The sequence below is a fragment of the Nocardia sp. NPDC049935 genome (genome assembly GCF_055586645.1).
Genome location: NZ_JBVJHV010000004.1, coordinates 575,590 through 589,463, shown reverse-complemented (window position 1 = coordinate 589,463; position 13,874 = coordinate 575,590). Strand labels below are relative to the sequence as shown.

12 protein-coding genes are annotated in these 13,874 nt (G+C 67.9%); 6 read left to right on the top strand and 6 right to left on the bottom strand.

Annotated features, from left to right (window positions below):
* The first annotated feature begins 97 nt into the window (after positions 1-97).
* Positions 98-1,432, top strand: coding sequence for a diguanylate cyclase domain-containing protein (locus ACZ6SF_RS19555; RefSeq protein ID WP_466063548.1), 1,335 nt, complete (start codon positions 98-100; stop codon positions 1,430-1,432).
* Between the two features lie 192 nt (positions 1,433-1,624).
* Positions 1,625-3,892, top strand: a complete 2,268-nt coding sequence (locus ACZ6SF_RS19550; protein ID WP_466063637.1) for a HelD family protein — start codon at positions 1,625-1,627, stop codon at positions 3,890-3,892.
* 76 nt (positions 3,893-3,968) lie between these two features.
* Here the strand turns inward: ACZ6SF_RS19550 and ACZ6SF_RS19545 are convergent, their stop codons facing one another.
* The 3 genes from ACZ6SF_RS19545 to ACZ6SF_RS19535 form a co-directional block, all read right to left on the bottom strand.
* Entirely contained in the window at positions 3,969-4,421 is a 453-nt protein-coding gene (locus tag ACZ6SF_RS19545; protein WP_449998080.1) for a universal stress protein, read from the bottom strand.
* A gap of 333 nt (positions 4,422-4,754) precedes the next feature.
* Positions 4,755-5,168 (bottom strand): DoxX family protein, encoded by a 414-nt coding sequence (locus ACZ6SF_RS19540; protein ID WP_466063547.1) that lies wholly within the window; start codon positions 5,166-5,168, stop codon positions 4,755-4,757.
* 56 nt (positions 5,169-5,224) lie between these two features.
* Positions 5,225-6,094, bottom strand: a complete 870-nt coding sequence (locus ACZ6SF_RS19535; RefSeq protein WP_466063546.1) for a DUF6597 domain-containing transcriptional factor — start codon at positions 6,092-6,094, stop codon at positions 5,225-5,227.
* A gap of 83 nt (positions 6,095-6,177) precedes the next feature.
* Between ACZ6SF_RS19535 and ACZ6SF_RS19530 the strand changes: the two genes are divergently transcribed.
* On the top strand, positions 6,178-6,648 hold the full coding sequence (locus tag ACZ6SF_RS19530) for a VOC family protein (RefSeq protein ID WP_466063545.1): 471 nt from the start codon (positions 6,178-6,180) through the stop codon (positions 6,646-6,648).
* Between the two features lie 29 nt (positions 6,649-6,677).
* Here ACZ6SF_RS19530 and uvrB read toward each other — a convergent pair whose 3' ends face one another.
* Positions 6,678-8,870, bottom strand: a complete 2,193-nt coding sequence (gene uvrB, locus ACZ6SF_RS19525) for an excinuclease ABC subunit UvrB (protein WP_466063544.1) — start codon at positions 8,868-8,870, stop codon at positions 6,678-6,680.
* 136 nt (positions 8,871-9,006) lie between these two features.
* Between uvrB and ACZ6SF_RS19520 the strand changes: the two genes are divergently transcribed.
* The gene (locus tag ACZ6SF_RS19520) at positions 9,007-9,531 is read left to right on the top strand and encodes a ribonuclease FAU-1 family protein (RefSeq protein ID WP_466063543.1); all 525 of its coding nucleotides are present in this window, start codon (positions 9,007-9,009) and stop codon (positions 9,529-9,531) included.
* 61 nt (positions 9,532-9,592) lie between these two features.
* On the opposite strand, the gene coaE is transcribed toward ACZ6SF_RS19520, so the two are convergent.
* Entirely contained in the window at positions 9,593-10,789 is a 1,197-nt protein-coding gene (gene coaE, locus ACZ6SF_RS19515; RefSeq protein WP_466063542.1) for a dephospho-CoA kinase, read from the bottom strand.
* A gap of 198 nt (positions 10,790-10,987) precedes the next feature.
* Here coaE and ACZ6SF_RS19510 point away from each other — a divergent pair, with 198 nt between their 5' ends.
* Positions 10,988-11,206 (top strand): hypothetical protein, encoded by a 219-nt coding sequence (locus tag ACZ6SF_RS19510; protein WP_466063541.1) that lies wholly within the window; start codon positions 10,988-10,990, stop codon positions 11,204-11,206.
* 131 nt (positions 11,207-11,337) lie between these two features.
* Here ACZ6SF_RS19510 and rpsA read toward each other — a convergent pair whose 3' ends face one another.
* Complete coding sequence (gene rpsA / locus ACZ6SF_RS19505) at positions 11,338-12,807, bottom strand: 30S ribosomal protein S1 (protein ID WP_449998069.1); 1,470 nt, start codon at positions 12,805-12,807, stop codon at positions 11,338-11,340.
* Between the two features lie 167 nt (positions 12,808-12,974).
* On the opposite strand from rpsA, the gene ACZ6SF_RS19500 reads away from it, so the two are divergent.
* Positions 12,975-13,847, top strand: a complete 873-nt coding sequence (locus tag ACZ6SF_RS19500; protein WP_466063540.1) for a class I SAM-dependent methyltransferase — start codon at positions 12,975-12,977, stop codon at positions 13,845-13,847.
* The last annotated feature ends 27 nt before the right edge of the window (positions 13,848-13,874 follow it).

Here is a 13,874-nt window from a genome sequence, read left to right as displayed (position 1 = left end):
CACCGATCAATCACGTCCACGAAATCGATTCTAAGCGTGTGGATACCGGGGTACCGCCGTGTTTGAATGTCCGGGTCAGCCGATTATGGGGGTTGGTATGGGAGATCACAGGGCCTCCGCCGCCGAGCAGCTAGCGCATCGGTACCGGTCCCTGGTCGAACATTCCCCGGATGGAATCTGTGTCCACGAACGCGGCATCGTGGTGTACGCCAACCCCGCGGCGCTCCGGATCATGGGCGCACAGAATCTGGCCACCGTCCTCGGCCAGAACATCGCGCGGTTCGTCCATCCCGATTCGCGCGAGGCCATGTTCGAGCGGATCGCGGGTCTCACCGCGACCGGCGTCGCCACCGAACCCACCGAGATGACCCTGCTCACGCTGGACGGCCGCGAGATCCCGGTGGAAACCGTCTCGGTCCTCACCGCCTGGCACGATCGCCTCGCCTATCAGGTCGTCATCCACGATCTGTCCGCACAGCGTTCCGCCGAACGCGCCCAGCGCCGCGCCGAACAGCATTTCACCACCGTGGTCTCCCAGCTCGAGGAGGGCGTCGCGGTGATCTACCAGGACGGCACCGTCGCCTCCGCCAACCCGGCCGCGCGCCGGATCTTCGGGATCGACGACCAGGTCCAGCTCGTCGGCTCCAATATCACCGAACTGCCCCTGGAACTGCTGGACGCCAACGGCCGGCCGCTACCGCGGGCGCGTCATCCGGTCGCCCGCACCCTCGCCACCGGTGAGACCATCAGCTCGTTCGTCTTCGCGGTGGTCCGCCCGGACGGCCAGCGCCGCTGGCTGGCCCTGTCCAGCCGCCTGCTCAACCCGGACGATCGGGGCGCGGCCGCGGTGTGCTCGTTCACCGATATCACCGAGTATCTGGCCGGCCGGCGCCAGCTCGAGTACCAGGCCACCCACGATCCGCTCACCGGGCTGGCCAACCGGTCGCTGATCCTGTCCCAGCTGTCGGGGGCACTGGCCGCGAGCGGCGCGTACCGCAGTATCTCCACGGTCATGTTCATCGATCTGGACGGTTTCAAATCGATCAACGACACCATGGGCCACGCCATCGGTGACACCGTGTTGCGGATCGTGGCGCAACGACTGCAGCGCGCGTTGCGCGCCGAGGATATGGTGGGCCGCCTCGGCGGCGACGAGTTCCTGGTCCTGCTGGCCGGACGGCCCGGCGACGACGAACTCGAACCGCTGGTGCGGCGGCTGCGGTCGGCGATGGCCGAACCGATCGTGGCCCGCGGCCACCGGATCGCGGTGCACGCCTCCATCGGGGTCACCACTCTCGAGCCCGGCGATCCCCGCACTCCGGAGGCGGTGCTGCACGATGCCGATCTGGCCATGTACGAGGCCAAGGGGCCGGGTAAACGTGGCGGGCCCCTCGGCCCGGGACTGCGTGGTGACAACTCCCACGTCTCCTGACGCCGCCCGCCTGCCTGCGGAAACAACGGCCCCGGATTCGCGGCAGTAGAATCGACAACTCTGTGCACGTCACCGTGCCGTGTCTTGCCGTGCCCTGTCCCGACGTGGGTGAGAAGGAGCCAGAACTTGCCCGACAATCGCACCGAGGAACGCCTCACCGTCCAAGAACCCGTGGAGGGGGACGCGGCCGCGGTGACACGAACCATCGATCAGGAACAGGCGCACCTGTCGGTGCTCTACGACCGGCTGGACGAGATGCGGGCCTACGCCGACAACCGCCTGCGCACCGTGCTGCTGGAGACCGGGGGCACACCGCAGGCACGGACCGAACGCGAATCCTTCACCCAGCTCTATACCGAGGACCTCGCCAAATACGATGCCGCCGAACACGGCCTCTGCTTCGGCCGTATCGATCTCGCCGAGGACCACGAGGAACCGGAACCCCGCTATATCGGCCGCCTCGGCATTCTCGACGAGGACAACGACTACGAACCCCTCTTACTGGACTGGCGCGCACCCCTGGCCCGCCCGTTCTATCTGGCCACCACCGCCACCCCGGACGGCGTCGTGCGGCGGCGCCACATCCGGTCCCGCAATCGCCGGGTCACCGCCGTCAACGACGAGTACCTGGATCTGGAGGCGGCCCGGGCCGCCGGCGTCACCGCCTCCGACGGCGGGGTCGGCAGCGAGAGCGCGCTGCTGTCCGCGCTGAACGCGGCCCGCACCGGGCAGATGTCCGACATCGTGGAAACCATCCAGAGCGAGCAGGACGCGATCATCCGCGCCGAGCACAAGAGCGTGCTGGTGGTGCAGGGCGGGCCGGGTACCGGGAAGACCGCGGTCGCGCTGCATCGCGCCGCCTACCTGCTCTACACCTATCGTCAGCAGCTGGCCAAGAGCGGTGTGCTGATCATCGGCCCCAATGCCACCTTCCTCGACTACATCGGCCAGGTGCTGCCCTCTCTCGGTGAGACCGGCGTGCTGCTGTCCACCATCGGCGACCTGTACCCGGGTGTGAAGGCCACCCTCGCCGATTCCCTGCGCGCGGGCGAGATCAAGGGCTCGCCGACCGTGCTCGACGTCCTGAAGAACGCGGTCCGCGACCGGCAGCAGGTCCCGCGTGAACCGATCGAGCTGACCTTCGACGGCTATCCGCTGACACTGGACCGCAAGATCGTCACCCGGGCCCGCGGCCGGGCCCGCAGTTCCCGGCGACCGCATAATCTGGCCCGCCCGATCTTCGCGTCGATGGTGATCGAAGCGCTGACCGATCAGCTGGCGCACACGATGGGCGCCGACCCCGCGGGTGGCGGCCGCAGCCTGCTCAGCGCGGCGGATCTCAGCGAGATCAGTGACGAACTGCGCGCCGACCCCAAGATCCAGCGCGTCCTCGGCGAGCTGTGGCCGCTGCTGACACCGCAGCAGGTGCTCGGGGAGTTGTTCGCCGAACCGGAACGCCTCGACAGCGCCGCCGGCAAGGTTCTCGACCCGCAGGACCGGGCCGAACTGCTGCGTCCGGGCACCGGGGAGTTCAGCGCCGCCGACGCCCCGCTGCTCGACGAACTGGCCGAACTGCTGGGCACCGACGACGCGGAGGAACGCGAACGCGCCCGGCGGCGCTGGCGCGCGCAACTGGCCGAAGCGCAGGACGCCCTGGATATCCTCACCGGTTCGGCCCCGCAGGATCTGGAGGACGATCTCGATCCCGAGATCCTCATGGCCTACGACCTCATCGACGCCGGCCAGCTCGCCGAACGTCAGCAGGTGCGTAACCGGCAGACCACCGCGGAACGCGCCGCGGGCGACCGCACCTGGACCTACGGGCATGTGATCGTGGACGAGGCGCAGGAACTCTCCGAAATGGCCTGGCGCATGGTGATGCGCCGGATTCCCAACCGGTGGATCACCGTGGTGGGCGATATCGCGCAGACCGGTGATCCGGCCGGGGCGCGCTCGTGGTCGCAGATGCTGGAACCGTATGTCGCCAAACGCTGGAAGCGCACCGAACTGAGCGTGAACTACCGCACCCCGGCGGAGATCATGGCCGTCGCCGCCGATGTGCTGGCCGTGATCGATCCGGCCGCCCGGACGCCGCGGTCGGTCCGGGAAACCGGGCGGCCGCCGCGGGCGCATCGGGTCGCGGCGGCGGAGATCGGGACGGTGCTGGCGGAGCTGCTCGCCGCGGAGCACGGCCCGGGAACGGCGGCGGTGCTCGGACCGGCCGACCGGGTGGCCGAGTTGTCGGGCCTGGCCGGCGAATCCGTCCGCGTCCTCACGGTGACCGAGGCCAAGGGCCTGGAATTCGACGCGGTGTACCTGGTGGAGCCCGCCGCGGTGATCGCGGAATCACCCCGCGGCCGCAACGACCTCTACGTCGCTCTCACCCGGGCCACCCAGCGCCTCACCGTGGTGCACAGTACGGATCTGCCACCCGAACTGCGTCGCCTCACGACGCCCTGACGCGGGGCGTTACGACGACGACCGCCCCTGCCGGAATCATCTGTCCGGGCAGGGGCGGTCGTCGACCGGCCGCGTGTCAGCGCACGGTGTGCACGATCAGCACATCGGATTTCGACTTACGCGCCACATCCGACGGCACCGAACCCAGCAGGCGGCCGGCCAGCGTATTGAGGCCCCGGTTACCGACCACGAGCAGATCCGCCTGGGTCTCGCGCACCAGATCCAGCAGGGATTCGACGGGTTCGCCGACGATCGGCTTCTCGACGATCTCCTTCGCGCCCGCCGCCGTCGCCCGGTCCCGCGCGACGCGCAGGATCTCGTTGGTGGGCGCCGAGCCGCGGACCTGGTACGCCTCGTCCTTGAGCATATCGCTCGCGGCGGCGACATCACGGTCGTCGGTCGGGTAGTAGGCGCAGGCCACGATCAACGTCGAGCCCGCGGCTCCGGCCAGGGCGGCGGCCTTCTCCACGGCGACATACGACGAGTCCGAGCCGTCGGTACCGACGACAATGGTCCGGTAGGCGGTCATCTCTCCTCCAACTGTGCGGGGTATAAACGCAACTGCGGCTGTGCTCGATGCTCGCGAAATCGGGCAACGGCGCAGCGACTGCGTAGACCTTATCCGCAACCACGGCCCGATCGACGGGATTCGTTGCACATCACACGTACCGACGATGACCGGGCACGTTTCACATTCCGTTCCACCGGGCCACTCACGCCCCGCCTACCTGCTGATTCCCCGGCCCGCACGAACAAACCTGTGATCCGTCACAGGAAATACGAACAGTATTGGCGCCCTGGGATTTTCCTCACACGGTGCCGCACTCCGGCGGTTCCGGGGCGCGGATTATTCCGCTGTGCCCTACAGCGAGAACAGTGGCCCGGTAATCGTCAGGCCCAATTCCTCGGTATGCGCGAAAAAAGCGAACAGCATGACGAGCGCACCCGCGAGCGCCAGGTCCTTGTTGAACTGAATCATTTCCGACTGGGTGGCCTCGGCGTCGGTTTCCTTCCAGAAACTGTGCATCATGATCATGGTGGGCACGATCATGACGAGCAGCAGCAGACAGCCCAGGTCGGCCCAGATACCCAGCAGGATGCTGAGGCTGCCCAGCAGCATGAGCGCGCCGGAGGCCTGGACGGCCAACTCCGGCATCGGCACCCCCTTGCTCTGCGCGTAGCCGGCCATGGCCTTGGTCTGGGTGAAATGCCCCAGCGCCGAACTCAGGAACAAAATGACGAACATCACGCGGCCGATCAACACCACGACATCCATACCGAGCTCCTCATCTGTCGCCGACGGGTACCGCCTACCTGCGAGGTCGCTGTCGATTATGACGCCGGCAGCACCTTCGAGGTCACCTCGTCGCGCGAGCGTAACGAATTCTTGGCATATTCCAGCGGTGCCATTCCGACTTCCGCGGTGAACTCCCGGGTGAAATGCGCCTGATCGAAATAACCGAGTTCGGCGGCCAGTGCGGCCAGATCGTCGATCCGCCCCCGGGCCAGCAGATCGGCCCCGTCCTGCAGCCGATACCGGCGTAACACCCATTTCGGACCGGCGCCGATATAACGCCGGAACAACCGCTGCAGGGTGCGCACCGGTATACCGAATCGGCCGGTCACCTGGTCCACCCGGGTGAGTTCCGGATCATCGGCCATGGCCGCGACGATCTCGCGGACCAGACGGTAGTGCGGGTCGGCCGGCGGCCGGGCGCGGGCGGCGAGGTAGTCCTCGACCACCCGCCGGCGGCCGGGATCGGTGGGTTCGGCGAGCACCCGGTCGACCAGATCGCCCGTATCGGGCAGCACCGTGTCCATCGGGACCGCGCGATCCCGCAGGGCGCCCACGTCCCGGCCGGTGAAGGCCCCGAATCCGCCCGGCCGGAATCGCACGCCGAAGGTTTCCCCCTGCCCGGTGAGTTCCCGGGTGAATTTCCTGGTGCACACGCCGTTGACGAATCCGCCGTACCGGCCGGTTTCGCGCTCGAAGGTGAGGTGGACGCACGGGAACGGCAATACCTGGGCGAGATAGGGCGCCCGCCCCCGCATATCCCAGCGCACCGACCAGTACCACTCCACGTACCCCTCGGCACCGGCCCCCGGCGGAAGCCGGTTCAGCGTGCGGAACCGTTCCTGTTCGTAGGGGTACAGAATCGCCTTGCGGTCGTTCTCCGGTGGAACGCCGCCGGCGCCGGTCACGGCCGCCTCGATCGCGCCCGGCCCGGCGGGAGGTGTCGCTTTCTTACAAGATCCGCGCGACCGGAAGGAGCAGAGTCGAACCCATGAGCGAAACAGTGAATCCGATCCCCGAGGGCTACCACTCCATCACCGTCTTCATCGCGGTCGCCGACGGCAACGCCGCCATCGACTTCTACAGCGCGGTGTTCGGCGCCGAGGTGCTCTCCCGCAACGATATGCCCGACGGTCAGCCCGCCCATGCCGAACTGAAGATCGGCGATTCCACGATCCAGCTGGGATTGCCGGTCCCGGAGCAGAACGTGCTCGCACCCGGCGGCGACTGGGTGCACACCTCGCTGGTCCACTACTGCCCGGATGTGGACGGAGTGCTCACCCGCGCCCGCGCCCACGGCGCGAAGGTCGCCGAGGATGCCGCCACCTTCGTCACCGGTGACCGCTACGGCGCCCTGCTCGACCCGTCCGGGCATCGCTGGGTGGTGATGACCCGCGTCGAGGACGTATCCCGGGAGGAGGCCGAACGCCGGGTGAACGAGTGGATGGCCACCCAGGGCTGATCCCCGGAACCCGCGCGGGGCGGACCGGCTCATTGCAGACCGGCCGCGTCCATACCGCGCAGTTCCTTCTTGAGATCGGCGATCTCGTCGCGGAGCCGGCCCGCGAGCTCGAACTGCAGCTCGCGGGCCGCGTTCATCATCTGAGCGGTGAGTTCGGAGACCAGATCGGCCAGTTCGGCGCGCGGCATCGACTTGATATCGCGACCCTCGACGATGCCCGCGCTCACCGCCCGGCCGGGCTCGCCCTGGGCACGGCGGCCGCGGCTGGCATTGCGGCCGGACCCGCCGACCTCGACCTCGTCGTCGGCCTCGGAGTAGACCTGATCGAGGATATCGGCGATCTTCTTGCGCAACGGCTGCGGATCGATCCCCTTCTCCTCGTTGTAGGCGATCTGCTTGGCCCGCCGCCGCTCGGTTTCGTCGATCGCCTGGCGCATGGAATCGGTGATCTTGTCCGCGTACATGTGGACCTCGCCCGAGACATTGCGGGCGGCGCGGCCGATGGTCTGGATCAGGCTCTTCGCACTGCGCAGGAAGCCTTCCTTGTCGGCGTCCAGGATGGCGACCAGCGAGACCTCGGGCAGGTCGAGCCCCTCACGCAGCAGGTTGATCCCGACCAGCACATCGTATTCACCGAGACGCAACTGCCGGAGCAGTTCGACGCGGCGCAGCGTATCGATCTCCGAATGCAGGTACCGCACCCGCAGGCCCAGCCCGAGCAGATAGTCGGTCAGGTCCTCGGCCATCTTCTTGGTGAGGGTGGTGACCAGGACGCGTTCGTCGCGTTCCACCCGCAACCGGACCTCGTGCACGAGATCGTCGATCTGCCCCCTGGTGGGTTTGACCACGACCCGCGGGTCCACCAGACCAGTCGGGCGGATGACCTGCTCCACGACCTCACCACCGGTGCGGCCCAGTTCGTAATCGCCCGGGGTGGCCGACAGGTACACCGCCTGCCCGATCCGCTCGGCGAACTCCTCCCAGGTGAGCGGGCGGTTGTCCACCGCCGACGGCAGCCGGAAGCCGTATTCGACGAGGTTGCGCTTACGCGACATATCCCCCTCGTACATCCCGCCGATCTGCGGCACCGTCACATGGGATTCGTCGATGACGAGCAGGAAATCGTCCGGGAAATAGTCCAGGAGGGTGGCCGGTGCCGAGCCGGCGGGCCGGCCGTCGATATGGCGCGAATAGTTCTCGATTCCCGAGCAGAATCCGACCTGCCGGATCATCTCCAGGTCGTACTGGGTGCGCATACGCAGCCGCTGCGCCTCGAGCAGTTTGCCCTTGCCCTCCAGCTCGGCCAGCCGTTGTTCGAGTTCGGCCTCGATATCGACGACCGCGCGCGCCATCCGCTCCGGCCCGGCGACATAGTGGGTCGCGGGGAAGATCCGCACCATATCGACCTTGCGCACCACATCGCCGGTGAGCGGGTGCAGGTAGTACAGCTCTTCGATCTCGTCGCCGAAGAACTCGATCCGCACGGCCAGTTCCTCGTAGGACGGGATGATCTCGACCGTATCGCCGCGTACCCGGAACGAGCCCCGGGTGAAGGACATATCGTTGCGCGTGTACTGGACGTCGACCAGCATGCGCAGGAAGGCGTCCCGATCGACCTCGGCGCCCACCTCCAGCATCACCGACCGGTCCAGATACGACTGCGGGGTGCCCAGACCGTAGATACACGACACCGAGGCCACCACCACGACATCGCGCCGGGACAACAGCGCCGAGGTGGCCGAATGGCGCAACCGCTCGACATCGTCGTTGATCGAGCTGTCCTTCTCGATATAGGTATCGGTCTGCGCGATATACGCCTCGGGCTGGTAGTAGTCGTAGTACGAGACGAAGTACTCCACCGCGTTGTGCGGCAGCATCTCACGCAATTCGTTGGCCAGCTGGGCCGCCAGCGTCTTGTTCGGCGCCATCACCAGCGTGGGCCGCTGGAGCCGCTCCACGAGCCAGGCCGTGGTCGCCGATTTACCGGTGCCGGTCGCGCCGAGCAGAACCACATCCGGCTCCCCCGCCCGGACCCGGCGTTCCAGTTCCTCGATGGCGGCCGGTTGGTCACCGGCCGGTTGATACGGACTGACGACCTCGAACCGGCCGCCGGTGCGTTCGATCTCGCCCACCGGGCGGAACTCCGATTTCGCCAGCGGCGTCTCTCCGTCGGCCTCGGTTCCGGTGACACCGGCCGCACGGAGTTCGGTTGCGAATGCCATAACCCCCAGACTAAGCGCGCCCACCGACAGAATCCCGCCCCGGAGGTCCACGGTGAACGCCGTCACCCGTGGTGACCGGGCCGCGCCGGATGCCACCGGCGGCGCCGGACCGTCGCAGTGGGTAGATTCGGCAGCCGTGACCGAAGCACCCGGCGTCCACGTCCACCGGCCCAAGGTGGAGTACTTCGATATCGCGGAACTGACCAATACGGATCCGAAAGGCTTCGTACGCGAGGTGCAGCGCTACCACCTCGAGCCCTGGGGGCTGTACATGGCCAGAACCGCCGATCACCCGCAGTTCCACTACATGGAATCCTGGTTGCTCCCGGATCTGAAACTGCGGGCCACGGTATTCCATTTCCATCCCGCCCATATGCGCGACCAGGACCATTACCTCGATATCGGGGAATTCGGCGAGGTCGAGCCGAAGAAATGGCGTTCGGTGGATCACTATCTGGATCTGGTCTGCCGCACGGGCCGGGAAACCCTGCTGCTGGACGTCGACGAATTGCTCGCCGCCCACCACACCGGCCTGCTCGACGCGAAAGCCGCCGAGCAGGCCATGGCGACCGCGGCCCGCGCGATCGACGGTATCGCCGCGCACGGCCACGACTTCGAAGCCTGGACCGCGTCGCTGGGTATGCCCCTGACCTGGATGTGAATCGCGACCGGCGATCCCTACCAGGGAATTCCCGGCGCGGGTGGCTGCCGGGTTCCGTCTCCTAGTCGCGGTGCCCGGCCTGCCGGGCGGTCACCCCGGGAAACACCTCGTCGAACCAGGGTTGCGCCACCGCCCGGTAGGCATCCGCGGCCGCGGCACCCTCGAGCCCCGCCGACGCCGCCTCCGCCTTCTCGGCGAGCGCCGCGTATTCGCGGCGGCCGCCCGCGTCGGCACGTAACCAATCGCGTAAGGACAGGGCGAACTCCTGGGCCGGGCTGCCCGCCACCCGGACGTGCACGTAGGCGGGGCGCCCGGGATCGGCGTTCCCGTGGGTCGGCGCCCCGCCGCCGTCCACGGCGGTCACCGCGGACGGTTCGGGGTCGGTCCGAACAGGCTCGCCGACAGCCGGGAAACCCGCACCGGCCAGCGCCTCGCCCAGCCCGTCGGCGGCCGCCCGATCGGCCACGGTGATCTGCAGGTCGAGCACATCGCGGGCGGTGAGACCGGCGACGGCGGTAGGCCCGATATGGTCGATCCGGACCGCGGCGGCGCCCGCCGCGACCCGCAACCGGGCGATGAGACGCTGAGCCTGCGCGTCCCACCGGGGATCGGGGTCGTGGATCCCCGGGCGCGGCGCCGCGGCCGTCCCGGACCGGATATTCGCCTCGAACGGCACCAGCCGCTCGTCCCAGAGCCGGCGCACCTGCTTCTCCACCTCGCCGGCGGCGCCGTTGTTGTCCAGGAGAACGTCGGCCGCGGCGTAGCGCTGCTCATCGGTGGCCTGCGCCGCGATCCGGGCGCGCGCGTCGGCCTCCGGCACCCCGCGGAACTCCACCAGCCGCCGCAGCCTCGTCTCGGCGGCGACGTCGACGATCACCACCAGGTTGACCAGCGGGCCCATTCCGTTCTCCACCAGCAGCGGCACATCCTGCACCACGACGGCGTCCGGCGCGGCCGCCGCCAGCAGTTCGGCCGTACGCTGTCCGACCAGCGGATGCGTGATCGAGTTCAGCGTGGTGCGGGATTCGTCGTCGCGAAAGGCCTTGGCCGCCAGGGCCGGGCGGTCGAGACTGCCGTCCGCGGCCAGGATGTCCTCGCCGAACGCCTCGACCAGCCGGGCCAGTCCGGGCGTACCCACGGCCACCACTTCCCGTGCGATCAGGTCCGAGTCGATGATCACCGCCCCGAGTTCCGCGAGCGCCCGCGCCACCGTCGATTTACCCGCACCCATACCTCCGGTGAGGCCGATTCGTAACATTCGCTCAGTCTCGCATCCGCGGGAATTCGAGGCCGGATCAGGGCGCGGCCCCGGCATCTCCGACACGCCCGCCGCCGCCCGGACCGCAGAAATATCCTGGTAATCCGCATTCCTCCGATAATCTGCGCGTGCGTGCAACACCGACCGGAATTGCCCTTTTTCCGATAGCACTTGTTACGAACAAGCGGAGGAAAGAGTATGCGCATCAGGGAAAACAGTTCGGGCCGCCACCGGCTGGGTTCGGCCGGACGCGTGCATTGCCTGCTTATTCCGGCCGTCGCGAATTATCTGGAGAAACACCGGCGTTCCTGGTTCACCGCGCTGACACTTCCCGCGCAGCACAGTCTCTCGGCCGCACGCCGCCGGACGGTGGTGCCGCGGGTCCGGATGCGCTGGATTCCCGCGCCCGCCGGCTGACGCGCGGTACCGCCGCCACGGACACGCGACGGTCCGGCCGGACGGGAAGCGGGTGAACAGACGAAGACCCCGGTCCTGAATCAGGACCGGGGTCTTCGTTCGATCGGCTACTTCAGCGCCGCGGGTATCTCTCAGGCGTTGCCGGAGAGCTTCTCCCGCAGGGCCGCGAGCTGCGCGTCGCTGGCCAGCGAGCCACCGGCGGACTCGGTCTGGCCGCCACCGCTGGTCTGCGCGCCGCTCTCGGAGGAGTAGTTCGACGACCCGCCACCGTTGACGGCCTCGGCCGCGGCGTCGGCCGCCATCTTCTCCATCTGGGCGGTGTGCATCTTGTGCCGGCGCTCCGCCTCGGCGTAGCGGCCTTCCCACTCTTCCCGCTGCTTGTCGAAGCCCTCGAGCCATTCGTTGGTCTCGGGATCGAAGCCCTCGGGGAAGATGTAGTTGCCCTGCTCGTCGTAGCTGTCGGCCATACCGTACTTCGACGGATCGAACTCGGCGCTGTAGTCCTCGTTGGCCTGCTTGAGGCTCAGCGAGATCCGGCGACGCTCCAGGTCGATGTCGATGACCTTGACCATCGCGTCGTCGCCCACGACCACGACCTGGTCCGGGACCTCGACGTGGCGCTCGGCCAGCTCGGAGATGTGTACCAGGCCCTCGATGCCCTCTTCGACGCGGACGAACGCACCGAACGGAACCAGCTTGGTGACCTTGCCCGGCACGATCTGGCCGATGGCGTGGGTGCGGGCGAACTGCCGCCAGGGATCTTCCTGGGTGGCCTTCAGCGACAGCGAGACCCGCTCGCGGTCCAGATCGACGTCGAGGACCTCGACGGTGACCTCGTTGCCCACCTCGACCACCTCGGACGGGTGATCGATGTGCTTCCAGGACAGTTCGGAGACGTGCACCAGACCGTCGACACCGCCGAGGTCGACGAAGGCGCCGAAGTTGACGATGGAGGAGACCACACCCTTGCGGACCTGGCCCTTCTGCAGCTGGTGCAGGAACTCGCTGCGCACCTCGGACTGGGTCTGCTCCAGCCACGCCCGGCGCGACAGAACCACGTTGTTGCGGTTCTTGTCGAGCTCGATGATCTTGGCCTCGATCTCCTTGCCGACGTACGGCTGCAGATCGCGGACGCGGCGCATCTCGACCAGCGACGCCGGCAGGAAGCCGCGCAGCCCGATATCGAGGATCAGACCGCCCTTGACGACCTCGATCACGGTGCCGCGAACGGCCTCGTCCTTCTCCTTGAGCTCCTCGATCGTGCCCCAGGCGCGCTCGTACTGAGCCCGCTTCTTGGACAGGATCAGGCGACCCTCTTTGTCCTCTTTCGTGAGGACAAGAGCCTCCACCTCATCGCCCACGGAAACGACCTCGTTCGGGTCGACATCGTGTTTGATGGAGAGCTCGCGAGACGGGATGACGCCTTCGGTCTTGTAACCGATGTCGAGCAGGACCTCGTCGCGGTCGACTTTGACGATGGTTCCTTCGACGATATCGCCGTCGTTGAAGTACTTGATCGTGGCGTCGATGGCGGCGAGGAAGTCCTCGGCGGAGCCGATATCGTTGACGGCTACCTGCGGCGAGGTGACGGTGGTGGGCATGTGGCGGTTTGCTCCGGACGGATTGTGATCGGTTGCGGACATTGAGACTTTCGGTACGCTGCGATACACCCAGCGGCTCCGGGTGTGATCACTTGCGCGTTCAGCGTACGCGACCCCCGTCCAGCCGGGCAAACGACCCCCCGGGGCGAATCTATAGGCTTCGCGTCGTGTCCGACGACCTCGTTCAAGATCGCCACGCTCAGGCCACCGCCGTACTGGGAACCACGGGCGCCGCACGCTCCCGGATCGGTTCGACCGAGAGCGAACGCGCGAGCCGGCGCTGGTGGGATGCCGACGCCGGCCAGTACCACGATACCCACGGGGAATTCCTGGGCACCGACAGCCCCGCCGGGGAATTCGTCTGGTGCCCGGAGGGCCTGCACGAAGGCGATATGCACCTGCTCGGCGACGACCTCGCCGGAAAGCGGATCCTGGAGGTCGGCTGCGGGTCGGCGCCCTGCGCGCGGTGGCTGGCCGGGCAGGGGGCACACCCCGTGGGGCTCGATATCTCGCGCGGGATGCTGTCACGGGGCCTTGCCGCGATGGCCGCCGGCGGGCCCCGGGTTCCGCTGGTCCAGGCGGGCGCCGAGGCATTGCCGTTCGCCGGCGAATCCTTCGACCTGGCGTGCTCGGCCTTCGGCGCGGTGCCCTTCGTCGCCGATTCGGCGCGGGTGATGCGGGAGGTGGCCCGGGTGCTGCGTCCGGGCGGGTTGTGGGTGTTCGCGGTCAACCACCCGATGCGCTGGATCTTCCGCGACGATCCGGGCCCGGCCGGTATGGAGGCCGTCATTCCGTATTTCGACCGCACTCCCTATACCGAATACGACGACGAGGGCCGGTGCACCTACGTCGAACACCACCGGACCCTGGGCGACCGCGTCCGGGAAATAGGGGCGGCCGGGTTGATCCTCGATGATCTCGTCGAACCCGATTGGCCGGAATGGCTCGACCGCGAATGGGGGCAGTGGAGCCCGCTACGCGGCCGGATATTCCCCGGCACGGCCATCTTCGTCTGCCGCAAACCCGGCCGCCGCGAATAGTTCCCTCCTCGGCCCGCTGCCGCGGCC